Here is a 24,141-nt window from a genome sequence, read left to right as displayed (position 1 = left end):
ACGGTCAAGCACTGCTCTAGGAGTCTTGTGCGATGCGAGCACGCGAGCCGGACGCGTCGGGGTACGTCTCACGAGGCGCCGTCAGCCTCTATTACGAGATCTTTGGAACCGGGTCGCCGACGGTGCTGTTCCTCCCGACGTGGTCGCTCGTCCATTCGCGCGTATGGAAAGCGCAAATCCCTTACTTCGCTCGCCACTTCCGCGCCCTGACGTTTGACGGCCGCGGCAACGGCAAGTCGAGCAGGCCGGTCGAGCCAGCCGCGTATTCGCGTCAGGAGTTCGCCGACGACGCGATCGCCGTGATGGACGCGACGAAGACCGAAAAGGCGATCGTCGTCGGTTTTTCGATGTCGGGCGTGGACGCTGCCATGCTCGCGGCCGACCATCCGACGCGCGTCGCCGGCGTGGTGTTCATCTGCCCGGTCAGTCCCTTCGGCGAAGCGCTTCCCGAGCGCAAAGTCTCATGGAATGATGAACTCTCATCCACCGATGGCTGGGCGAAACACAATCGTCACTACTGGCTTCGGGATTACGAGGGTTGGCTGCGATTTTTTGCCGGCAAGCTCTTCACCGAACCGCACTCCACCAAACAGATCGAAGATATCGTAGGGTGGGGACGCGAGACGACACCAGAAATCCTCATCGCCACATACGAGAGTGAGGAGCCGGCATCGAGTTCCTTTGCAGACGCGACGAAGGCAAGAGACGCGTACAAGAGGATACGATGCCCGGTGCTCGTCATCCACGGCAGCGACGACGCCGTTATCTCGCAGACGAGCGGCGCGGGCGTCGCGGAGGCGACGAACGGTGCGCTCGTCGTCCTGCAGGGCGCCGGTCATGCCCCGCACGCGCGCGATCCCGTGAAGGTCAACCTCGTCATGCGGGCGTTCGCCGAATCGGCGGAGCCGTCGCACACCCCGCTGAGGCGCTGGCCGCGCGGCAACCGTCGCCGCAAACGAGCGCTGTATATCTCCTCGCCCATCGGACTCGGACACGCGCAGCGCGACGTATCGATCGCTCGTGAACTCCGTCGAATCCGGCCCGATCTTGAGATCGATTGGCTCGCGCAAGACCCGGTGACAAGGGTGCTGGCCGCCGAGGGTGAGCACATTCATCCCGCAAGCCGTTTCTTGGCCAGCGAGAGCAAACATATTGAAAGCGAATCGGCGGAACACGATCTCCACGCATTCCAGGCGATCCGCAACATGGACGAAATCCTCGTCAACAATTTCATGGTCTTTCACGACATCGTACGAGACGAGCCGTACGATTTGTGGATAGGCGACGAGGCGTGGGAGCTCGACTATTACCTGCACGAGAATCCCGAGGAAAAACGCGCGCCGTTCGTCTGGATGACGGACTTCGTCGGTTGGATTCCGATGCCGGACGGCGGCGAGCGAGAGCGGGTTCTCACCGCGGATTACAATGCCGAGATGATCGAACAGATCGCACGCTATCCGAGCCTGCGCGACCGCTCGATTTTTGTCGGCAACTTCGATGACGTGGTGGGGGATCGCTTCGGCCCGGATCTGCCGCTCATCAGCGAGTGGACGAAGACGCATTTCGATTTCTCCGGGTACATCACGGGATTCGATCCCGCACAATTCGTCGACCGCGCTCAGCTGCGCGCGGAACTCGGCTACAGCGCGGATGAGACGGTCTGCATCGTCACGGTGGGCGGTTCGGGCGTCGGCGCGCCGCTGCTGCGGCGAGTCATCGATTCGTATCCGTTCGCCAAGCAGCGCGTGCCGAGCTTGCGAATGATCGTCGTCGCGGGGCCGCGCATCGATGCCGCCTCGTTGCCAACCGCTGACGGTTTAGAAGTGAAGCCGTACGTCCACGAATTATACCGGCATCTCGCAGCGTGCGACATCGCGATCGTGCAAGGCGGTTTGTCGACAACGATGGAGCTCGCGGCCAGCCGGCGACCCTTTCTATATTTCCCGTTGCGCCATCACTTCGAGCAGAACTTTCACGTCCGGCACCGCCTCGAGCGCTACGGAGCGGGTCGTCACATGGATTACGAGGTCTCGACGCCGGAGGTCATCGCTGCGGCGCTGGCAGAGGAACTTGGCAAGGCCGTCACTTCGAAACCGGTTGAATCAGATGGCGCCGCGCGCGCGGCCTCTCGCATCGCCGAATTGATCTAGATCCGCGCTTCTTCGTTGTGCGCGGAGCACAACGCTCGCATACGGCCGCGCCGAAAGCGGCTCCATGATTGCTAGCATAACTTTGACAGTTTTCGCAGCCGCATCGCTCCACGCCGTGATGCCCGCGTTGGGACAGGCGTATACGACGGCTCATCCCGGTGTCACGCTGCGCTACGATTTCGACGGCAGCCAAGTGCTGGCCGCGCAGTTGAAACAAGGGGCGAGCGCAGACGTCTTCGTCAGCGCAGACTCGAAGACCATGGATACTGCGCGAACGGACGGCACGGTCGAACCTGCGGTCGTGATCGCCCGTAACGTGCTCGTGGTGGTCACGCCGCCGTCATCACCGGTCCACGCCTTGACGGACCTCGCGTCACCGAACGTGAAGGTGGCGCTCTGTGTGGATACGGCTCCATGCGGACGCTACGCACGGGCGGCGCTGAAGGCTTTGCACATCACGCCGAATGTCGCGACAGAGGAGATCAACGTCGAGGGTGTCGTGGAAAAAGTCGTGCTCAACGAGGTGGATGCGGGCATCGTCTATCAGACCGACGCCGTCGGCGCGAAACCAGGGACGTTGAATACTATCGCCATACCGGCCGAGGATCAGACGGCCGTGAATTACCCGGCGGCGGTCGTCACCACGAGCGCCTCGCAGGCCGACGCGGCTTCGTTCGTGACATTCCTAACCTCGCCGCAAGCGCAAGCGATTCTCAAGACCAGCGGATTTGTCCCCATCCACTGAAGACATCCGCAAGGGCGCGCTGATCCGCGACCGCCTGCTGGCGGTCGCCGCTGTCATCTTCGCGGCTGCCTTTGGCGGCTTCATCGCCTTGCCGCTGGCCGCGCTCCTCATCCACGTGCCGGTCAGCGCCGTCGGCTCCATGATGCAGCGCTCGATCGTGGTCGACGCCTTGCGCCTCTCGTTTGAGACAACACTGGCATCGGCCGTCTTGATCGTGCTCGGCGGCACGCCGCTCGCCGCGCTGCTCGCGCGCACGTTCAAAGGAAGAGATGCGCTCGCTTCGCTGGCGACGCTGCCGCTCGTCTTGCCGCCCGTCGTGGCCGGACTCGGATTGCTCCTCGCCTTCGGCCGCAGCGGACTGCTCGGACGCTTCCTGGATCTCTTCGGCATGCACGTGCCGTTCAGCATCGCCGCGGTCGTGCTCGCGCAGACGTTCGTCGCCGCGCCGCTCTACGTCATCGCGGCACGATCCGCGTTCGAACGAACGGATCGCGATCAGCTCGACGCTGCGGCGACGCTGCGGGCATCGCCGGCATACGCTTTTTGGCGCATCACATTGCCCGCGGCTCTACCTGCGCTGTGCGCCGGCCTAGCGATGGCGGCGGCGCGCGGACTTGGCGAGTTCGGCGCAACCATCACCTTTGCGGGCAACTTGCCCGGCGTGACGCAGACGATGCCGCTCGCGGCTTACGTCGCCGCGCAATCCGACATGGACGCGGCGGTGACGATCTCTGTGGTGCTCGCCTGCGTCGCATATGGCGCGCTGCTCGGTTCGGGCGCGCTCGCCAACCTCGGCAGGCGGACGCGATGAGCCTTTCCGTGTCTGTCCATGGAAGCACGCCGTTTGCTTTTGCTGCTGAGTTCGACGTCGAACGCGGCAGCACGCTCGCGCTTGTCGGCGAGAGCGGGGCGGGCAAGACGACGATCCTGCGCTGCATCGCGGGGCTGCACAAGCCCGAACGCGGCCGCATCACGTGCGACGGAACGACATGGTCAGACTCCGAGCGACGAGCGTTCGAGCCGCCGCACCGCCGAAGTGTCGCCGTGACGTTTCCCAACGGCGCGCTCTTCGGGAGGATGACGGCAATCGAAAATGCGGCGTTCGGCCTGCGCGCATCAGGTTGGAGAGCGCGCGAGGCCATGTCGCGCGCGCTCGAAGCGCTCGAGGTGACCGGTGCGGCGCATCTCGCGGCGCGGCGCGCGGATTCGCTCTCGAGCGGCGAGACGCAGCGCGTGGCGCTTGCGCGCGCGATCGCGCTCCGCCCGGCCGCCCTGCTGCTCGACGAGCCGCTTTCGTCCGTGGATGTGCGCGCCCGTCCAGCGCTTCGCTCGGCCTTGATCGCCGCCATCAAAGACTCCGCGTCGGCTACGGTGCTCGTGACGCACGATCCGGCGGATGCGATGCTCCTCTCCGAGCGGCTCGCGGTGGTGGAAGCCGGGATCGTCGTTCAGCGCGGCACCAGCGCTGAACTACGCCGAGCACCCGCGACGGCATACGTCGCTGCGTTTGCCGGCGTGAACCTGTTCTCTGGAGTCGCTCGGGCCGAAAGCGACGGCACAAGCACGGTCCGACTAGCCGGCCAGTCAGATGAAGAAGGGCTCGTCGTCATGGGCGCGTGGTCGGGCCCCGTTGCGGTCGTGGTGGAACCCGACGCAGTGACCGTCTCGAGAGAGCAGACGTCGACGTCTGCACGCAATCGGTTTACCGGCCCTGTCGAGAGCATGATCCCGGATGGTGGCGTCGTCCGCGTCGCGATCGCGTCAGATCCGCCCATTATCGCGCGGATCACCGCTCGCTCGGCGACCGCGCTTGCGCTCGAGCCGGGAGCGCTCGTGCATGCTACGTTCAAGGCCGGCGAGGCACGCGTTTCTTAGCGGAGATCGGCCGTTAATTCAGCGTCTTGATGTTCAGGGCTTAGTGGCGTTGGTCTTCACATACACCACTTCAAGCAACTAAACTAGAATATCGCAACGCCAATCGCTTCCGGCATTCCATCGTTAGGAGCGTGAATTGTGGTGACCGGAAGAACGTTGCCGTTCGCACCTGGTGCGTACGAAGTGATGTAACCCGGGGTCGAATTCGCTACAAAGATGCGACCGGTGGGACTCACCGCGATTCCGAGTGGAGAGGAGAGTTCCGTCATCGGTCCCGAGATCGTTCGCAGGGGACTGACGTTCCCGCTGGCGTTTGGCGCAAAGACCGTTATACTGTTTGCTTGGTTATTCGTAACGTAGATTTCGTCGATATTGTCAACTGCGACGAAGCCTGGAACGAGCAAGCCAGTTGACGAGCCTATTATGGTCGCCGTCGGCTTGGCATTTCCGGCAGCGTTTGATCGGTAGACGGTCACCGAATTATTGCCCAGGTTCGCGACGACAAGTTCGTCGTTGGCGTTGACGGTCACGCCAAAAGGTTTGTCGAGGGCGGTGTTGGAGCCGATGATCTTTCGGATTGGCGTCAAGTTGCCATAACGATTCGCAGCGAAAACGCAGATTGAATTGAGATTATAATTTGAGACGTAGAGGTTGCCTTTCGAATCGAACGCAACCCCAGCAGGCCCATTCAAGCCCGTGTTACCGCCAGCGATGGCGTTGAATATGGATTCATCCCCCGTCGCGCCTTGCGGGTAGATAAGTACCGCACTTGTGCTGAGATTCGCGACGTACAAAAGCCCACCGCGCGCGATGGCGATCTGCCCCGGCGAAGTGAGGTCGGTTACTCCCCCTCTTAAATCACTCAGCGGCGCGATGATGCCGTCGCCGTTCATAGGGTATCCCTCGATTGACGGGCCCAATGTTGTAGCGACGTAGATCATCGGAGTCACGGCTCCAATGTTAGACCAGGGCCCCCATGACGGAATCATCGCCGCGGCTTCCTTGGGGAGATGTTGAGACCCGGAGCGATCTTGAATGGCCGCCGCGCCGCATCCGAATGTTGAGACGGAGGTCACCACCATGATCGCTGCAGCGAGGTTGGTCGTGCGCATGACTTCACCTTAGAACGCCGGATGATTCGACCATTGTGGGTCGAACGAAGTCTTGTGCCTTGAGGGAGGCAGACCCTTGGCTATCTGTTTCCGGCCGAGCTCGAGCGCCGACTACTTAGGCGACTAAGTCGGGCTGACCGTCTCACGAAATGCCCGGAATACCTAACGTTCATAAGTAAGTTAGTCCACGGTATTCTCACGTGGCGCAAATTACGTTGCGGAGCTAACAGGCGCGCGAAGCCTCGCATCGTGAAATATAGGCTAATTCTCGCGCGGCGGCAATATCCGGGACCTATGCGTCGGTCACAATCGGCGCATGGACTCGCCTGGATACCGCATTGCCATTTCGGATCGCGCGTTCGCCTTTGACGGCGCATATCGTCTAGCGACAACTCTAAGCCTCGCGGACCGCGCGGCGTACGGATTGCGCCGTTATGAAGCCCATAATCTCGTCGGCGGATTCGCCGTCGTACTGCAGGCGGCCGCCAAAGCGGAGCGGACTTCTACGACCCCCACAGTCCACTTGAGCAAGCGATGTTTGCCCTACTACAAATCTTGCTCTGCATCGCGTCCGGCCCCACGCAAGCCGCTCGAACTTCCGTACAATACTCGGCGGCCATTTGCTACTGAAGTTGGCAAGCGATGCTTGCCCCACTACAAGGCTAGCCGCACGCCCGTTCTGACGGTTTCATGTGCCACGGTGCGCGCGTCGATCGGGGACGTTACGATCCATGCTGTGGCGATGCGCGGTCGCGTCTTCATCGGAGTGCGCGGCAATGCTTGATCCGCAGGTGATTCTTGCCGATGCTCGCCGAGGCTCGATTGAAGGAGCTGTCGGCGATGCGCCCGATCGGCCGGGACTGCTCGTCGGAGAGCCGGTATCGAACGATGTACGCACCACCGTACCAGCCGGTTCGCCGCTTGCGGTAGCGATCAACGGATCCGGACTCTTCGTCGTGCTGCGAAACGGCGTAAAGCGCTATGCCCGCCGCGGCGACTTCCAGATCGACGCAAAAGGACACCTCACCGATCGTTCGGGTTCGCTTGCACTAGGCTTCCGCGTCAACGATGCGGGCGCTCCGACTTCGGGTCTGGTCGTCTGCCAAGTGCCCGCCGTCGATATGGCGGCGCAACGATATTCAAGCTATCGCATCGATGAGCGAGGCATTCTCTTCGGCGAAGCCGAGCGAGTCGATGGCACGACTGGCCGACGCCAGACAAGGAGCAACCCTATCGCACGTTTGGCGCTGGCGATCTTTCCGGCGCCCGAACGTCTCGCGCGCGATGGCGACGTGCTCTTGGCGGCAACGAGCGCTGCCGGCGATCCCGTAATCGTCTCTCCCGGAGAACCGGGCGTATCGCGCTTACGAGTGCGCATGCTTGAGGCCGGCACGGTCGATGTCGAGGGAGACCTCGCGCGCCTTTGGGCAGCCCGACGGCAACTGGATGCGCAAGTCGCAATCGCATCAGCCACCGACCGCGATGCGCGCACGGCGCTTGGTCTCGTGAAGTGAGCACGACGCATCGGCGCGTGATCTGGTCGCGTCCGAATCGCGCGCGCTGTTCGCCGCCGGAGTGGTTGCCAAAACTTGCGCAAGGAATCGCACAGCGGTCCCGTGAGACGTTCCGCGGACACCTCGACATCACGTATGGTGAACCGGAGCGCGGCGTCTATGCAAGTGGACCGGCCGGCGACAGAGCCTGGCTTGCGCTCCACGACCTTGGCGTCGCCTGGTGCACTGTCGACTTGCGCTCGCAGGCGGCGCTGCTCGCGATGGTTATCGGCGGACAGGGCGCGGAGCGTGAAACGCCTATCGAGCGGTCGATCGTCGGTGAAGCCATCGAAAGGTTGATCAGCGTCGACGACTTTCGCCTTGTTCGATGGTCCGAGACGGCCATCGAAAGACCCGCCGGCGATTGTTGTTGGCGCTGCAATGTGGAAGTAACGTCGCAGTCAACCCGATGCGCGATCCTGCAGCTCTTCGCGCCCGCCACCGGTCGCGATCTTGTGGGAGAAGCGAACGAACCATGCGTTTCCGCGCGAGACATCGGCCGCGTGCCAGTGAAGGTTCGGTGCGAACTGCGTAAGGTCAGATCGTCGCTAGCGCGGATCCTTGCCTGGACTCCGGGAACAATCGTGCCGCTAGATTCGCACGCTCTCGCGCGCGTAGACCTGCTCGTCGAAAACTCCACTATCGCAAACGGCCGGCTCGGTTCGGTGGAGACGTACACCTTTGCGCGTGTGCGTGCCGTGGAGATCGAGCATCTCGCCGCCGCGCCGGCCGCGTGAACGCGGCGCGCGTTTCGCTCGATGATCTCGCCGACGTATCGCTCGACGTGCGGATCGTCCTCGGTCGCGGGTCCGCGAAAATCTCCGATGTCCTTGCCTATGCACCGGGGTCTGTGGTTTCGCTCGACGTCGCGCCCGACGCGCCGGTCGCCCTCCTCGTCAACGGCGTTGCGGTCGCCGAAGGCGATCTCGTCCTTGCCGACGACGGTACGTTGGGCGTCGAAATCCTCAGAGTAATCTCGGGCGCGGAAGGCGCCGCATCCTAGTGCACGTCATGACGCATCATCCTGCGGCACTCCCGCAGGCCGGCACACCAATCGACCTCGTGCTCGGCTTCTTCGCGCTTTCAATCGTGCCGCTGGTCGCGATCGCCGCGACATCGTTCACGCGAATCATCGTCGTGCTGGGTCTGCTTCGGACGGCGCTGGGCAGCGCATCGCTTCCGCCAAACGCCGTTCTCGCTGCGCTTGCGATGATGCTGACGGCGGCCGTCATGGCGCCGACGCTTTCGAAAATCGATCGCATTGCGGTGCGGCCGTACGTCGCGCGGCAGCTCACGCCGACACAAGCCATCGCCCGAGGCATCGAACCGCTACGCGAGTTCATGCTTCGGCAGGCGCGACGATCGGATGTCGCGGCCTTTTCCCACATCGCGGGCTTGCCGCCGAGCGATCCGCGTAACGCGCCCTTCATAGTCGCTGCGCCCGCATTTCTCGTCGGAGAATTGCGCACAGCGTTCGCTATGGGCTTCGCGCTGATGTTGCCGTTCGCCGTGATCGATATGGTCACCGCGGCGGTGTTGATGTCGCTCGGCATGTTCATGGTCTCACCCACGTCCATCGCTCTGCCGATCAAACTGCTCTTATTCGTGGCGGCCGACGGATGGACGCTCGTGGCTTCCGCGCTCGCCGCATCGTTCAAGTGATACCGGCGGCTGCCGCGGCGCAAGCGCTCTTTGCTGTTGCCATGAAAACGGCGGCGCTCATCGCGCTGCCGACGGTCGCAGCCGTGGCCGCCGTCGGCGTCGCGGTCGGCATCATACAGACGATCGTGCAGGTGCAAGACCAAAACGTCTCGTTCCTACCGAAGCTCCTTGCGGTGGGAATGATGGCGGCCGCCTTCGGCGGCCTCGCCTTGGCGGAGCTAGTGGCGCTATTTCAGGAGATCGCTCGCGTGCTGCCGGCGATAGCGCGCTACTAGACGATGTTCGCGACGCCGGCCTTTGCGATCGGGTTTGCGCGGGCAGCTGCATTCGCAGCGGCGATGCCGCTCGGGCGCGCGCGCTCCGTTCCGCGCGTCACTCGGGTCATCATCGCGGTGGCGCTCACGCCGCTCTTCGCGCAACACGTATCGCATGCTGACGCAAACGTCGAAGACGCAGCCTCGCTCGCGCGCGCCGCGTTGTCCAACGCCCTGCAAGGCGCCGCGGTGGGCCTATGCGCCACTATCGTCGCCGGCGCCGCCGCGGCGGCCGGAGCATTGTTCGACGCGGCCGTCGCGTCGCAGACACTCCCCGTCCGCGACGTATTCGGAGAGTCTGGGCCGATCGCCGGATTGAGCGCCACGCTGTTCGCTTGGTTCTTGATGGGATCCGGCGGCTTCGAGCGACTGGTCACCGCCTGCATATCCGGACCGGGCGGAACGCCGCACGTACAAACGGTCGCGCTGCTGGGATCAGCGTTTTTGCAGATCGCGCTTTCCGCCGGCGCACCGGCGCTCGCCGCGCAGGCGTTTGCCACGATCGTCGCCGCGCTCATCGCACGCATGGCGCCGCGCATCAACTCGCTCTTCCTCGGCGCGCCAATCACTTCGATCCTCGGTCTTTGCGCGCTCGTCATCGGGGGCACGGCTTTTGTGACGGCGATAGCCGAGATCGCGTGGCGCACAGCGATCGCGCCCCTAGCCATGCGCCCATGAACGACGACGAATCGCGCTCGCTTCCTCCGACGCAGCGACGAATTGCCGACGCTCTTGCGCGCGGCCAGTGCGCGCGCAGCCCCGTCGCTGTCTCAGCCTTCTCGATCGCTGCGATGTGCACGCTTGTCTCCGGGGTGCCGAGCGGTGTCGCCGCGTGGCGCACCGCATTCGACTCGACCGTGCGATCCATAGCAGCCGGCCACATAGAACCACACGAGCTCCTCTCAAATGCTTTCGCGACGCTTGAGAGCACGACCACGTGGATCATCGTCGCGATCGCGTGGGCGGCCGCTACCAGCGCGGCACTCGCCGCGGCGCAGGCGTGCGGCAGACTATCGTTTGCGACGGGAGCGTTTCGAGTGCAGCCGGCGCGATTGGCGATCGGATCCGGACTGACGCGACTGGTGAAACCGGATTTCCTCGGGGCGATCGTCGGAGGCGTCGGCGCCATCGCCACGGCATACGTCGCGTACGTCGTCGCGCGTTCGTGGTCTCAAATATTCGTTGGCGATCATTCGTTCACGGATACATTCGCGCTGCTCGGGGCTGCGATCGCCGATCTCTGGCGCCGCACGGCCATTGCGGCACTCGTGCTTGCGGCTGCCGACATCATCATCCAACGCCGCCGCTTCCGCGATGGCCTGCGGATGACGCCCCGCGAATTGAAGGAGGAGCGCGCAGAAACAGACGGCCGGCCCGAAGTCAAAGCGCGCCGCCGAGGCGTGGCGGCAAAGCGGGCGCGCGACGTGCGCATCGCGGCGATCAAGCGCGCGACCGCGGTGGTGACCAATCCGTCACATATCGCGGTCGCGCTGCGCTATGCGCCCCCGGACATCGACGTTCCGGTCGTGGTCGCGCGCGGCGCGGACTTGCGCGCCGGCATCGTTCGGGGAGGGGCGGAGAACTTCGGCGTGCCGATCGTGGAATCTCCGGAACTAGCACGGATGCTGTATGCGCAGGTCGAGCTTGACGCGGCGATTCCGGAAGCGTGTTATACGGCGGTGGCAGCGATCTTCGCGTGGATCATCCGCACGCGTGGAGCGCTCGCCGGCGCGGAGTCCGACGCGCCGCAGGCGACGTGACGAACGCCGGACCGGGCGGAGCCGTGCTTGCAGGCGCGGTGCTTGCCATAGTCGCGATGCTGGTCGTGCCATTGCCGCCGGCGGTGCTGGACGCTTTGCTCGCGCTCGACATCATGGCCGCATGCACCGTTCTCGTGGCCGCGCTTTCCGTGCAAAACCCGCTCGAACTCTCGGCGTTCCCTTCGCTGGTGCTCATCGCCACACTGTTCCGGCTTAGTCTCGATGTCTCCGCAACGCGGCTGATCCTCACTCAAGGCGACGTTCCAGGCGGTGCCGGAACGGTTATCCCCGCATTCGGCGAGTTCGTGATGCGCGGCAACGTGATCGTCGGGCTGCTGCTCTTCATCATCCTTCTCGTCGTCCAACTGGTCGTCGTGACCAATGGCACGCAGCGAGTTGCCGAAGTAGCAGCGCGCTTCACGCTCGATGCGATGCCGGGCAAACAGATGGCGATCGACGCAGACTTGCACGCAGGACTTCTGGATCCGGCGACGGCGCGCGTCAGGCGCCGCGCCGTTCAGGCCGAGGCCGACTTCTACGGTGCTATGGATGGCGCCGGCAAGTTCGTTCGGGGCGATGCGATCGCTGCCGTCGTCATCGTCGCCGTGAATCTCATCGCGGGCTTTGCCATCGGCGTGCTGCAGAAGCATCTCGACCCTGGGGCAGCCGCGCAGACTTTCGCCCTGCTCTCTATCGGCAACGCGATGGCGACGACGCTGCCGGCATTTCTCATCTCGACTGCGGCGGGCGTTATGGTCACGCGCGCAGCGGGCGACACGGGCCTGGGGGACGACCTCGCGCGTCAATTGTCGGCGCACCCGCACGCGTTGCGCGCGGTCGGCGGTGCGATGCTCCTCCTCGGGTTAGCACCGGGCATGCCGCACATCGCCTTCGTCGCGCTCGGCGCCGGCGCGTTCGGAATGGCGTACATCGCCGATCGCGCGCGCGAATCTGCCGATCGCGCGGCCGCAACAGAAGAAGCTCGACGAAAACGATCGGAGGCGCGTGGACCGTCCGGCGCCGTCTCTCTGGTCGGCGTCGATCAGCTCGCGATCGAGGTCGGTGAAGCGCTCTTGCCGCTGCTCGAAGAGCCGGCGGGCTCGGCGCTGCTCTCGCGCATCGCAAGTCTTCGAACGATCGTCGCCATGGAGCTTGGCCTGATCTTGCCAAGCGTGCGCGTGCGCGATGATCTGCGCCTCCCCACGCGCGGATATGCCGTACGCGTGCGCGACCGCGTCGCGGCGCGCGGCGAGCTTCACCCCGACCGCAGCTTGGCGATCGGTGACGATCCGGCGCTCTCTGCGATGCCCGGCGAGCCGTGCCGCGACCCGATAACGGGAGAGAAGGCCGCGTGGGTATCGCCGCGCGACGGCGAGCGGCTGACATCCAGTGAGAGCGCCGTCGTCGTAGATCCGATCGCCGTGCTGACGTCAGCGCTTGCCCGAGCGGTGCGCACGCACGCGCATGCGCTGCTCGGACGTCAAGAAGTGCAGGCGCTTTTGGATCACGTGCGGCGAACGCATCCCGCGGCAGTGAAGGGCGTCGTACCGGAATTGGCGAGCCTCGGTCTTGTCCAGCGCGTGTTGCAGCATCTCGTGCGCGAGGGCGTTTCGATTCGCGACGTCGTCGCGGTCCTGGAAACCATCGCCGATGAGGCAGAAGGGACAAAAGATGCCGTCGCGATCGGTGAAGCCGTCCGCTCAAGACTCGCAGCGGCCATCTGCGCCACCGTCGCGGATGCCGACGGCGTGATCCGCGCGACGATTCTGAGTCCGAACGTCGAAGAGCGAATGACCGCAGCGCTCGTCGTGAGCGATCGCGGTCCATTGGTCGGACTCGATCCCCCACAGGCGCTCGCGATCCGCGATGCGTTGCAGAACATGCATGCGCGCACAGGCCGGCGCGCCGTTATCGTGTGCCGAGAGAAACTCCGACCTGCATTGGCGCGGTTCGTGGAAAGCGCCGGCGTGGTTGCGACAGTCCTCGGCATCCATGAGATCGCGCCGGGGTATGCTCTCTCAATAGAAGAAACCGTATCCATATGAAGCGTTTCAACGAACTCCGCAGCGACGCCGACATCCTCGCGCTCATCGAGGCGTCCAACCGGGTGCTCGCCGCGATGAACTACACGGATCACGGACGACGTCACGTGACGCTCGTGGCGCGCACCGCAGCCAAAATTTTGGGAGATCTGGGTTTCGATGAGCCGACGCAGGATCTCACGGCGATCGCCGCACTGCTGCACGACATCGGCAACGTCGCCGGCCGGAACTCGCACGCCGCGGCGGGCGCCACGATGTCCTATGCGCTGCTCACGGCGCGCGGTTTCTCCGTCGCCGACGCTGCCGACGTCGCGGCGGCGATCGGCAATCACGACGAGTCCGAACACGGCGTGCCGGTGAACGTACATGGTGCCGCGCTCATCATCGCGGATAAGGCGGACATCCATCGCTCGCGCGTGCGGACGAGCCGAGCCGATGACTTCGACGTCCACGACCGCGTCAATCACGCCGTGACGACAGCGCAGTTGAAGACGGACGCGGCGGCAAAACACATCGTGCTGGAACTCACCGCCGATCTCTCCGGCGCCACGCTCGCCGAAATATTGGAGATATTCGAGGCGCGATTTGCCATGAGCGCGGAGGCCGCGCGATTCTTGGGCTGTTCGTATGCCGTGAGGGTGAACGGCGAGCAGGTCGCGTGAGATGGAGGTCGGTCCTGCAAGGCGGCGGGACGTGACCCGGCGAAAGCCGACGGCCGTTCAAACGTGGGCGACCGTTGGTCGCCCAAGTACAATTATGAGGACGATTTCCAAACAATGTTCTGGTTTCGTTGGAAGCATCCCATCAAGATGCTCGTCATCATCGGCCTTTGCGTCGGCTGCTGGTTCCTTTTCACGCCCGTCGCCAAAACGGTGCACCTCGGCCTAGACCTGCAGGGCGGCTTGCGCACGCTCGTGGAGCTCGAGCCCAACGACCAGTACAAGACGATCACCGCTGATCTGCAAGACGAAGAGCTGCAAGTGCTCGAGAACCGGCTCAACCAGCTCGGCACGAGCGAGATAACATTTTCGAAAGTCGGTCTTGACCGCATCAACATCGAGATGCCCGGTCTGACCGATCCGCATCAAGCGCTGCAGCTGATCCAGCAGGCGGCAGTGCTCGAGATGCGGCCGTTGACAGCGGCGCAAGTCAACAAGGCGCTGGCGCAGATCGGCGGCGGTCTGAACCCGTCGTACGATCCAAAATTCGACTCGTACAAAGCATCCGGACCGCCCGTCATCACCGGCGACGACCTTGCGCACAGCGAAGTGGCCTACGGTCAGGGCGGCGGCGCACCGGTCGTGACGTTCACGCTGAAGAGCGATGGGGCGCGGCGCTTCCTCGAGTGGACGCGCAAGAACATCGGCAACCCGCTGCCGATCTTCCTCGACAAAAAGCTCGTCGAAGCGCCCACCATCCAGGGAGCGATCGGCGCGTCGGGCCAGATCGAGGGCAATTTCACCACCGATCAAGCCGTGCTGCTCGCGAACGAATTGAATTCCGGCGCGCTAAAAGTTCCGACGCGCGTCATCGAAACGGAAAACGTCGGCCCGGTGCTCGGCAAGATCGATCTCCAGAAGTCGCTGACGGCCTCGCTCGTCGGGCTCGGCATCGTGCTGCTGTTCATGCTCGTGGTCTACCGCGTGCCCGGCTTGCTCGCCGACCTCGCGCTCGTCGTCTACTGCTTCCTCATGCTCGGCTACGTCACGTATTTCGGGGTCGTGCTCACGCTGCCGGGCATCGCCGGATTTGTGCTCTCCATCGGTATGGCCGTGGACGCAAACGTGCTGATCTTCGAGCGCATCAAAGAAGAGCTGTGGGCCGGGCGCACGACCCGCGCGGCGGTGGGCGTCGGCTTCAAGCGCGCCTTTACCACGGTCTTCGACTCGCACGTCACCACGATCGTCGGCGCCGCGGTGCTGTACTGGCTCGGCACCGGTACGGTCAAAGGTTTTGCGCTGACGCTGCTCGTCGGCACCGTGTTCTCGCTGTTGACCGCCGTTAACATCACGCGCGCCTTCACTGACGTGGTCGTGGACAACGACATCGCGAACCAGCCCGTCTGGTACGGGGCATAGAGGCGGGCATGTTCTTTCGCAATCTGAAGTGGGATATCGTCGGCCAGCGGAACATCTGGTTCGGCGTGTCCGGCATCATCATCATCGCCGGCATCATCGCGCTCTTCATCCATCACGGTCTGCCGCTCGGCCTTTCGTTCACCGGCGGTTCCACGATCGACGTCAAGTTCAGCCAGTCGGTGACCGAAGAGCAAGTGCATTCGGCGCTGATGAAGATGGACGTAAACGCGATCGACGCAGGCGACCGGGATGCCGCGAAACAGACCGCCATCCGCGCCGAATACGCCGATATCATCTCCGGCGCCGAGACGCTCCAGCTCGCGACCAAGAGCGGCGACATCGCGCAAAACGATCGGATCACGATCTCGACGCAAGGCGCCATAAGCGATCCAAGCCCGATCTACGACACGCTCGACAAAGCCGGCTTTAAGGTCGATCGGGGGCAGAGTCAGAACACCGCGGTCGGACCAAGTCTGAGCAAGGAATACCTGCAGCGGTCGCTGCTCGCGCTCGTGATCGCGCTCGGACTGCAGCTGCTCTACATCGCATTCCGCTTCGGCAATCAGCTGCGCTTCGGCGTCATCGCCGACATCGCGCTGCTGCACGACGTCATCGTGATGGTCGGCATCTACGCGCTTGCGAACCGCAAGGCCGACGATGCGTTCCTCGCGGCGCTGCTCACCGTCATCGGCTACTCGGTCATGGATTCGATCGTCATCTTCGACCGGATCCGCGAGAACGGCCGGCTCATGGCGGACCAGCCGTACGACAAGATGGTGAACGTCTCGCTGCTGCAGACGATGACGCGGTCGGTGTATACGCTCGCGACAGTGTTGATCGTGTTGTTCGCGCTGTACTTCTTCGGCGGCGATACCTTGAAGAATTTCGCCTTCGCGCTCTTGGTGGGCGTGACGAGCGGCGCGTATTCCTCCATCTTCATCGCGAGTCCGCTGCTCGTCATGTGGCAGCAGCGCACCGCGCGCGCTCGGGCCGGGGCTCACGCCGCGGCGCTCGCGCGTGAATCCTCGACCCGCCAAGCGCCGGCGACGCAGAAAAACGCGCAATCGGCGGCGAGAGCCGCAGAGACGGCCGACCGCGCGAAGCGGGCGAAGACGAAGACCCCCACCGGTCCGCCGCCGCGCTACCGCCGGATGCGCGATCGCGTTCCCGCGAGCGCGAACGCCGACGGCGGCGACGACGCAGGCACCGTGAGATCGGACTTCGAGAATGGCGCAGACGCCGACGGAGCCGACGAGGCTCGCTGACGCCGCGGAGCGCCTGCGCCGGACCGCGGCGTCGCGCACACAGGCACTCCTAGGTCCGCTGATCTCCAACACGATCCTCGTCATCGTGAAGCTTGCGGTTTGGTTCTTGTCCGGTTCGGTCAGCGTTCTGTCGGAAGCCGTCCACTCGGCGACCGACGTCTTCGTGACATGCGCGCAATTGCTCACGGTGCGCATGGCCGCGCGCCCGGCCGACGACAACCACGCCTACGGCCACGGGAAATTCGAAAACGTCAGCGCTGCCGTCGAAGCGCTCTTCATCGCGGGCGTCGCGGCGCTCGTCGTCTGGCAGGCGATCGCACGGCTCCGTGCACCTGGGCCGCCCGCGCACCTGGATCTCGGCATCGCCGTGATGCTCGGCTCGAGCATCATCACGTATTTCGTCTGGCGCCGTGTCCGCGCGGTCGCAGCCGTGGAACAGTCGCCGGCGCTGCTCGCCGAGGCGACGCAACTGCAGGCGGATATCTGGACTGCGCTCGGCGTCGCCGGCGGGCTCATCGTAATCCGCTTCACGGGCTGGAGCATCATCGACCCGATCGTCTCCCTGCTCATCGCCGGGCTGATCGTGCGCGCGGCATATGCGGTGACGGTGCACGCCGTCACCGATCTGACCGATGTCCGTCTCCCGCCGCACGTCGAGGCACAGATCCGCGCGATCATCGAAGAGCATCACGACTTGTTCGTCAGCTACCACAAGCTGCGGACCAGGCGATCCGGCGCCGGCGAATTCATCGACTTCCACCTGCAGATGAAAAGCGCGATGCCGCTCAAAATCGCTCACGATCAATCCGATCTCATCGTCGTCGCGATCAAGAAGCGGCTGCCGCACGCCAACGTCCTCATCCACCTCGAGCCCGAAGATTAGAAAAAGCCTATGAGAAAAAGCGCTCATATGAGGCCTGAACGGGCTAACCGAGGGGGCCGACGTACTGAAGGGGCCGACGATAGTCGGCCCATTCGGCTCAATACGCTAACCTTGCGCGGACAAGCGCGCGCTCCCAGCGAAAGTCGCAAGCCAGGATGCGGCATATTATCGCATCCGTACAGCGCCTTCTAGTTTGAGGTAGTGATGCGCATCCGATTGCTTATAAGCGGTTGTCTAGCGTTATTGGTGACCGGATGCGCGAGCCGGCAAGCCGCGCCGCTGCCCGGACCGCTGCATGCGGCATTGCCGTCGGTCGTGCAGACGGGCAAGCAGCCCGTGCAGTGGACGCAATTCCTCTGGGGCGGCTCGACCACGGTCGACGATGACACGCGCATCATCACGGGACCGGACGGGAAGATGTGGTATTCGGATGCGAACGGAGCGCAGATCATCCGCATGACGATGTCCGGCGCGAGGACGCTCTTCCCGCTCAGCTATAACGGGGGCACTCTCTTCCATCCCGAGCAGATGACGGTGGGCGCAGACGGCAAGTTCTACATCTTGCCGTTCGGCGTGCCGTTGATAGGCGTCGTGACGACGGCCGGAGTGCTCACAACGTATGCGATACCGAGCGGCGACGTCAGCTATCTCAACGGCATCACGAAGGGCCCAGACGGAAACGTCTGGTTCGTCGAGCAATCGCATGTCGCCAAGATCACGCCGACCGGTGCGATCACGGAGTACACGTTCGCCAGCGGCGACACGACGAATTCGCAAGGCGCGATCACGGTCGGCTCGGACGGTAACCTTTGGGTGACCGAACCGGGCAACAACTTGCTGACGCAAGTCAACCCGAGCACCGGCGCGATGGTCTCGACGAACATCGATTGCCAGGGATACAGCGTCGTCAGCGCTGCCGACAAGAATCTCTGGGTGAATTGCAATTTCGAGCTTGCACGCGTCACGACCGGCGGCGCGGTGACCACATTTCCGACCGGCTTCACCGTCAACGCCCAACCGAGTTCGCTCGCCGTCGGCCCCGACGGCAATCCGTGGTTTGCGGTGACTTCGAACAACGTGATCGGCGAGTTCAACACGTCGACCGATCAGATGACGATCGATTACCCGCCGAACGCCTTCAACGCGGACTACGCGCTGACGGCCGGACCGGACGGCAACGTCTGGGCCGTGGATAGCGGCGGCGACATCGATGTGTATATCATCAAGATACTCACCGTCACGCCGAAGAACCTGACGTTTACCTCCGGCGGGTCCATGAAATCGATCACGGTGAGCGAGAACGGGACCACGAGTTGGACCGCAAAGAGTTCGAAGACGTCCGTGGCGACGGTCGCAAACGGGTCGTCCGCGAATATCTTCAACGTGACATCCGTCGCAGCCGGCAAGGCGCAGATCACCGTCAGCGACGGCAAAGGCAACACGTTCAACGTCTCGGTCACGGTGCAATAACATGTAGGGCGGACCTTTGCGGTCCGCGGTGTAGGGCGGACCTTTACGGTCCGCAGTGTAGGGCGGACCTTTATGGTCCGCCTAAGGGGTGACAATCGATCATGCGTATCACGGCATCATTCATTCTCGCGATCGCGATCTTGTTCGCCGGCTGCAGCGCGCGCCAAGCGATGCCCACGACCGCTGCGGCGCCAAGCCACAGCGTGACTTCGCCGCAAGTCGTGCAGACCGACAAGGAGCCCATCCACTGGGAGCAATTCGCGTGGGGTGATCCTAGCCTCGTGCCGCCGACCGTGGACATCATCACCGGACCCGACAAGAACATGTGGTACACGGACTACTTCGACTCGACCCTGATAAAGATGACGATGGCGGGGAAAACAACGTCGTTCCCGCTTTCGTTCGACGGCGGCATGATGCAATTTATGCCGTCGCAGATCGCGGTCGGCGCGGACGGCAATTTCTACATGCCCGACTACAACGCGCCCGTCTTCGGCGTCATGACGCCCTCCGGCGTGCTGACCACGTATCCGATCCCGAGCAAGGACACGTCGCGCTACAGCGGCGTCACGCTCGGACCAGACGGCAATGTCTGGTTCGTCGAATTGGGTCACATCGCGAAGATCACGACGGCCGGCATGATCACAGAATATGCCTACCCGTCGAATGACACGACGAACTACTACGGCGGCATCGTTACCGGGCCGGACGGCAACCTCTGGGCGACCGAAGCCGGCGACTCGCTGATCGACAAGATCGTCCCTTCGACCGGCGCGATCACCACGTATAGCCTGGGCTGCTCCGGGTTTGGCATCGTGCTCGCGAAGTCCGACAACGATCTGTGGGTCAATTGCGGCAATCAAATGGCGCGCGTGACCACGGCGCCGGCCGTCACCATCTTCCCGACAGGCTATCAGGTGCTGCAAGACCCCGCCTCGATCACGGTCGGGCCGGACGGCAACCCGTGGTTCGTCGCGTCCGGCGCGGCCAACGTCATCGGCGAGATCAGCGGCGTGAATGAAATCGAAACGGTGTACTTCCCGCCGGGAGGCTTCGCGACGGATCAAGCCATCACGCTTGGCCCGGACGGTAATCTCTGGGCCCTCGACGACCATCAGAAAGTCGACGTCTACATTCTGAATCCGCTCAACGTCAGCCCGCGCAACATCGTGCTGGCTTCGTCCGGCGCGACCGCGACCATCACGGTTTCCGAGAAGGGCGTCTCTTCGTGGACGGCGACGAGCAACAAGACATCGGTCGTGACCGTGGCACAGGGAACGTCGAATAAGAAATTCGTCGCCACTGCGCACGCGGCGGGTACGGCGCAGATCACGATCGCCGACGCGAAGGGAAATAGCGTGCTCGTCTCGGTGACCGTCCACTAACCAATAACATGTAGGGCGGAGCTTTACGAGCCGCCCCGTCAACCTTACGCTACCGTGCCTCTGGATCCATGGCGGGCGATATAAACGTTCTTCGAGTTATGCTACACTGCGAGTCAAAGCAACGATAGGCGGTCGCTGGACTCCGTGGCAAATTCTTCCAATTTTGAAAATGGCGAAAGGCGAAGAGCTACGAGAAGGCCTACAGTCTCTATACGCCGGGGGTTTTTGTTCTGGAGTCCACGTCATGCTAGAGATGTTGCTCGTTGGTGTTAAACACGATGCAACAGGTTCCACGATGAGACTAGTTCGAGAGTAGAACCGCTAGCTTCCATGCGAAGGCTGCAAAGTGGGAAATTTCTATACGAATATCACTCTCCAGAATACGACCACGGAGAAGGTTCGGGCTATACTCGTTGATCTAGGACGCCGCGCTGTAATTTCGCCGACCTCCGATCGTTACACGGTGGTTTCCGACGAAGAGTGTGAACTGCAAGATCGGAGCATTCTCAAGAATCTAGCGGCTGAGCTGACCAAGCGGGCAAATTGCCAAGCACTTGCCGTCCTAAATCACGACGACAGTTATTTGACATATGATTTGTATGACAACGGAGATTTGGTCGACTCATACTGTTCGCTGCCTAACTACTTTACGGATCAAGGGCCGGACACTCCGGTCGGCGGTGATGCAGCAAAGCTTCTCAAAGTGTTCGGCGTTGCGGGAGATGCCAAGGAAATGGAGAGAGTCCTGCGAGCCAGCACAATCGAGGAAGATTCGGAGTCTGTGTTCGAGTTAGATCGACACCGCACTATCGCTTCTCTTTTGCAAATGCCAAGTTTCGTCGCGGGATTTGGCCATGATTATGTTTCGACCGGATACGTTCCCGACGGCATCGAGAAGCGTCACCTAGTCACGACGGGCGGAGAGTAGCGGCTACGATGGGGTCCAACTCACGGCGGATAGCGAGATTCGCTCAATCGCCGCGGATGTCATGACTTGGATCGATCGATCGGCCACACCGACGCCAAGGGATTTGTTCGCATTGCATTGGTTGTTGGGTTGGTTGCAGGTAGCCGTGATCGAGCTGCCGGCCGTCACATCCGAAAAGCAATCAGCCGCGGTTGCGCAAAGCTCTAAATCGCACGTCAGTCGATTCGCCACACTCACAGAGAGATTTGGGCGCATCGGCCTCGGCAGGTACCATAATGTTCTTTTTCCGCCAGACGATAGGAGTGGGCCGACAGAAACCTCGCTGGCCGATGACCTGGCCGACATATACCGTGACTTGGAGAGCGGTCTCACGTGCGCGTGCGAGGGAAAATACCTCGACGCTATATGGGAATAGCGTTTCCTATATTCTAGCCAATGGGAGTATCATCTCGCGGGTGCTCAGACTTGCCTGAGGCAATACCTCGAACACAACGCAGCGTTATGGTTCGATCCGCCCCACATGGAGTAACATCTACGATGGCGATTAACGCGAGGTCGCTATGCGTTTGGCAAGGTTACTTACTCGCCACGCTGCTGATTCTGTTCGTGCCGAGCTGCAATGTTACAAGTCAGATCCGTCTACCAGGATGTCTCGATAGGACGGTCGTGCGAACCGATCGCGATAACGGAAGTGTTCGTGGTTCGGTGGTTACTCTCGGCGACGGTCGCTCGTACAAAAATCTCGGGATAGAGGACGAGACCAGTACGTCTGGCGGTGTCACAACTCCGTGGTCGATCCCGCGGGGTACCTCCGTCATAGTCTGTCCAGGCAGCTCCCCTAGCATCTACGAAATATCGCTCGATCAAATTGGTACCCAGTATCATCAATTTCGGATCCTCAAGCAACCGGCCGCCAAACGGCATACGAGAGCGCATCCAGGGGAAGAGAAATTGAAGTGATGACCCCGGGTCGACTGGCCGTTCGCTTATTGGTGCAGGCCGCCGTGACGAGTATTGTACTACCAGTCATTATATGGATCGTCTGTTGGCCGCCTACCGTGGGTGCATTCTTACTCACCTACGCGGGGAGTTTTATTGAATACGGTATTCCGTCAGCTGTAATTGTCTTCTTTGTGGTACTTCTCGCGAGGCGATTCTCGCTTGTTTTCTTGGAGACGCAAGCCGTTCAATTTGCCGCAATTATAGCTATGATCTCAGTCACGGCCACGATCATGTTCTTGCTTGCCTGGCGATCTCCGTGTATATCCTGACCCCCGGGGCGCACCAAAGGGGATCATTTAGCTGGATCCGCTTCTTGACCGCGGGTGCTCAGGCATGCTTGAGGCAATACCTTGATCAAAACGCGGCATCATGGTCCAATCCTCCGCATTCGGAGTAATATCTATGATGGGGCTTAGCACGAAGTCGTTTGGTGCACGTATTATCCCAATCGTTATTATGGGATATTTGTCAATCATGCCAGGTCGGGTCGAAGCCGCCGATTTGAAAGGAGTCGCTGGCCTCGGAATAAGCAGTTGTGCTCTCGGTGGTGGCGGCGTTCTTTCCGCGGTACCGACTTCGAATTCGGTCCAAGGCATACGGTATGTCTTCCAAGACCTTCACGGGAAAATCGTTGGAGAGCAATGGGAGATCGGGCGCGATATACAGCCGTCCGATAGCTACCTTATCGCAGGCGCAGAATCCATTGAGCGTTCCAATGTTCACTCAATGCGCTGCACTTTTCTCATGCCGGAGCAATTTCAACCCTGTGGACCTGAACTAGAGGTGGATGAAGGGCCCGATATATATCTCGCATCGATTCAGATTACACCAACTTCGATCTCGGTTCGGTTAGTGGCGTTCTACAATAACTTCTTTTCGAGAGGCAACTACAAGCTTAAAGATCAGCTCTACTTTATCCAATTAGATACCCATGCGCCGATAGAACCCCTCGTTACGGGAGTTAAATCACAAGCCTTCGTCTTTCGACTTTCCGGCGTCGAGGCCGGGAGACACAAGCTCTCGTACGGGATCATTTCATCTGACTATTCGATGCCGCCTCATCTTGAAAAGCTTGAGAACTGCGATTACCTGAATATCCCGAACGGCGTCGACCAAGACAGGTGATGAACAACAGGGGCATTGTAACGTGATGTTTCGTTCTCTGTGGTTCAATTCGAGCGATTTATGAGACAAGATGGTATCGGTACGTGTCAAGGGTGTTCGCACGAGTTTCCGTACTTCTTGATTCACAACGGGTTTAACGATAGCTCATATGCCTATTGCGATATCTGTGGACTAACTGCCATTCTCTCGGCGTACAGTCATCATCCGAGCGGTGCGCCTTTCGAGCCGTTCCAAAAAATCGGCCCTGGCACGGAGCCATTTTTGCAGCGATGTTCGTGTGGTGGGCACTTTACGGCTGCTGCGACACCCAGGTGCCCGGCATGTCGTACATCGTTGTCGCCAGTCGCTGCGAGAAGCTGGATAGAGGCAAACGCTGCGGGAACGAAGCGCGGCTGGCGATGGGAACTATCGTGGGACGGACTCTACTGCATCGTAATTGACGGGCGCTCTGCGGATGATCCGTGGATCGAGGGGGGGGCGCCGCCGGTGCGATAGCGATGAACGATAAGAACCTGTAGCGTGTCCGTGTTGCGGATTTCTAACAATTGAAGAGCCTCGATCGAAAAATATGTGCCGTTTGCAACTGGGAAGACGATCCAACCCAATTTGATGACCCCGACTACGGCGGAGGCGCCAACGTGTCGTCGCTCAACGTGTCGAAGAAAGCGTTTAATGGAACCGGTGATAACTGATAACCGGTTTTGGTGCGAACTTGCGCGATTGTAGCGTCCGTTTTGAGGGCTAATCCTTATTAACCCGACGTAGTGTGCCACGACGCCATATGGCACTGAG

General features: G+C 61.9%; 21 protein-coding genes. 20 read left to right on the top strand and 1 reads right to left on the bottom strand.

The genetic code is table 11. The features are described 5' to 3' along the window. Positions 1–32: 32 nt before the first annotated feature. The 4 genes from VKT51_09170 to VKT51_09155 all read left to right on the top strand — a co-directional run bounded on the left by VKT51_09170 (position 33) and on the right by VKT51_09155 (position 4,770). The gene (locus VKT51_09170; protein HLJ84326.1) at positions 33–2,150 is read left to right on the top strand and encodes an alpha/beta fold hydrolase; all 2,118 of its coding nucleotides are present in this window, start codon (positions 33–35) and stop codon (positions 2,148–2,150) included. Between the two features lie 82 nt (positions 2,151–2,232). Next, positions 2,233–2,895 (top strand): molybdate ABC transporter substrate-binding protein, encoded by a 663-nt coding sequence (modA, locus tag VKT51_09165; GenBank protein ID HLJ84325.1) that lies wholly within the window; start codon positions 2,233–2,235, stop codon positions 2,893–2,895. Continuing rightward, a complete protein-coding gene (gene modB, locus VKT51_09160; protein ID HLJ84324.1) occupies positions 2,879–3,706 on the top strand; it encodes a molybdate ABC transporter permease subunit in 828 nt (275 codons plus the stop codon). The genes modA and modB overlap by 17 nt, the downstream gene beginning before the upstream one ends. Beyond that, positions 3,703–4,770 (top strand): ABC transporter ATP-binding protein, encoded by a 1,068-nt coding sequence (locus VKT51_09155; GenBank protein ID HLJ84323.1) that lies wholly within the window; start codon positions 3,703–3,705, stop codon positions 4,768–4,770. Before modB ends, VKT51_09155 begins: the two co-directional genes overlap by 4 nt. Positions 4,771–4,853: 83 nt before the next feature. On the opposite strand, the gene VKT51_09150 is transcribed toward VKT51_09155, so the two are convergent. Further along, positions 4,854–5,882 carry an NHL repeat-containing protein gene (locus VKT51_09150; protein ID HLJ84322.1) on the bottom strand — a complete coding sequence of 343 codons (1,029 nt, stop codon included), beginning with the start codon at positions 5,880–5,882 and terminating at the stop codon, positions 4,854–4,856. Between the two features lie 776 nt (positions 5,883–6,658). Between VKT51_09150 and VKT51_09145 the strand changes: the two genes are divergently transcribed. The 16 genes from VKT51_09145 to VKT51_09070 all read left to right on the top strand — a co-directional run bounded on the left by VKT51_09145 (position 6,659) and on the right by VKT51_09070 (position 23,349). After that, complete coding sequence (locus tag VKT51_09145; protein HLJ84321.1) at positions 6,659–7,396, top strand: flagellar basal body rod C-terminal domain-containing protein; 738 nt, start codon at positions 6,659–6,661, stop codon at positions 7,394–7,396. Next, positions 7,393–8,172, top strand: a complete 780-nt coding sequence (locus VKT51_09140) for a FliM/FliN family flagellar motor C-terminal domain-containing protein (protein HLJ84320.1) — start codon at positions 7,393–7,395, stop codon at positions 8,170–8,172. The genes VKT51_09145 and VKT51_09140 overlap by 4 nt, the downstream gene beginning before the upstream one ends. Continuing rightward, the gene (locus tag VKT51_09135) at positions 8,169–8,438 is read left to right on the top strand and encodes a FliM/FliN family flagellar motor switch protein (protein HLJ84319.1); all 270 of its coding nucleotides are present in this window, start codon (positions 8,169–8,171) and stop codon (positions 8,436–8,438) included. Before VKT51_09140 ends, VKT51_09135 begins: the two co-directional genes overlap by 4 nt. An 8-nt stretch (positions 8,439–8,446) precedes the next feature. Continuing rightward, on the top strand, positions 8,447–9,097 hold the full coding sequence (locus tag VKT51_09130; protein ID HLJ84318.1) for a flagellar type III secretion system pore protein FliP: 651 nt from the start codon (positions 8,447–8,449) through the stop codon (positions 9,095–9,097). After that, positions 9,055–9,372, top strand: coding sequence for a flagellar biosynthetic protein FliQ (locus VKT51_09125; protein ID HLJ84317.1), 318 nt, complete (start codon positions 9,055–9,057; stop codon positions 9,370–9,372). The genes VKT51_09130 and VKT51_09125 overlap by 43 nt, the downstream gene beginning before the upstream one ends. A 3-nt stretch (positions 9,373–9,375) precedes the next feature. Further along, positions 9,376–10,089, top strand: a complete 714-nt coding sequence (locus VKT51_09120; GenBank protein ID HLJ84316.1) for a flagellar biosynthetic protein FliR — start codon at positions 9,376–9,378, stop codon at positions 10,087–10,089. Beyond that, complete coding sequence (locus VKT51_09115; protein HLJ84315.1) at positions 10,086–11,171, top strand: EscU/YscU/HrcU family type III secretion system export apparatus switch protein; 1,086 nt, start codon at positions 10,086–10,088, stop codon at positions 11,169–11,171. Before VKT51_09120 ends, VKT51_09115 begins: the two co-directional genes overlap by 4 nt. Beyond that, positions 11,108–13,216: a flagellar biosynthesis protein FlhA gene (locus VKT51_09110; GenBank protein HLJ84314.1), complete on the top strand. Its 2,109-nt coding sequence runs from the start codon at positions 11,108–11,110 to the stop codon at positions 13,214–13,216. The genes VKT51_09115 and VKT51_09110 overlap by 64 nt, the downstream gene beginning before the upstream one ends. After that, on the top strand, positions 13,213–13,875 hold the full coding sequence (locus VKT51_09105) for an HD domain-containing protein (protein ID HLJ84313.1): 663 nt from the start codon (positions 13,213–13,215) through the stop codon (positions 13,873–13,875). Before VKT51_09110 ends, VKT51_09105 begins: the two co-directional genes overlap by 4 nt. A gap of 114 nt (positions 13,876–13,989) precedes the next feature. Then, a complete protein-coding gene (gene secD, locus VKT51_09100) occupies positions 13,990–15,291 on the top strand; it encodes a protein translocase subunit SecD (GenBank protein ID HLJ84312.1) in 1,302 nt (433 codons plus the stop codon). Between the two features lie 8 nt (positions 15,292–15,299). Next, a complete protein-coding gene (gene secF / locus VKT51_09095) occupies positions 15,300–16,556 on the top strand; it encodes a protein translocase subunit SecF (protein ID HLJ84311.1) in 1,257 nt (418 codons plus the stop codon). After that, complete coding sequence (locus VKT51_09090) at positions 16,519–17,439, top strand: cation diffusion facilitator family transporter (GenBank protein ID HLJ84310.1); 921 nt, start codon at positions 16,519–16,521, stop codon at positions 17,437–17,439. Before secF ends, VKT51_09090 begins: the two co-directional genes overlap by 38 nt. Positions 17,440–17,685: 246 nt before the next feature. Next, the gene (locus tag VKT51_09085; GenBank protein HLJ84309.1) at positions 17,686–18,909 is read left to right on the top strand and encodes a hypothetical protein; all 1,224 of its coding nucleotides are present in this window, start codon (positions 17,686–17,688) and stop codon (positions 18,907–18,909) included. Positions 18,910–19,010: 101 nt separating this feature from the next. Continuing rightward, complete coding sequence (locus VKT51_09080; GenBank protein ID HLJ84308.1) at positions 19,011–20,294, top strand: hypothetical protein; 1,284 nt, start codon at positions 19,011–19,013, stop codon at positions 20,292–20,294. A 346-nt stretch (positions 20,295–20,640) separates the two neighbouring features. Then, complete coding sequence (locus VKT51_09075) at positions 20,641–21,222, top strand: hypothetical protein (GenBank protein ID HLJ84307.1); 582 nt, start codon at positions 20,641–20,643, stop codon at positions 21,220–21,222. Between the two features lie 1,404 nt (positions 21,223–22,626). Next, complete coding sequence (locus VKT51_09070) at positions 22,627–23,349, top strand: hypothetical protein (GenBank protein ID HLJ84306.1); 723 nt, start codon at positions 22,627–22,629, stop codon at positions 23,347–23,349. The last annotated feature ends 792 nt before the right edge of the window (positions 23,350–24,141 follow it).

It is taken from the genome of Candidatus Eremiobacteraceae bacterium, assembly GCA_035295225.1.
Taxonomy (GTDB): Bacteria; Vulcanimicrobiota; Vulcanimicrobiia; order Eremiobacterales; family Eremiobacteraceae; genus JABCYQ01.
The sequence above is the reverse complement of the archived record's forward strand: the minus strand, read 5'-3'. Positions and strand labels throughout refer to the sequence as shown.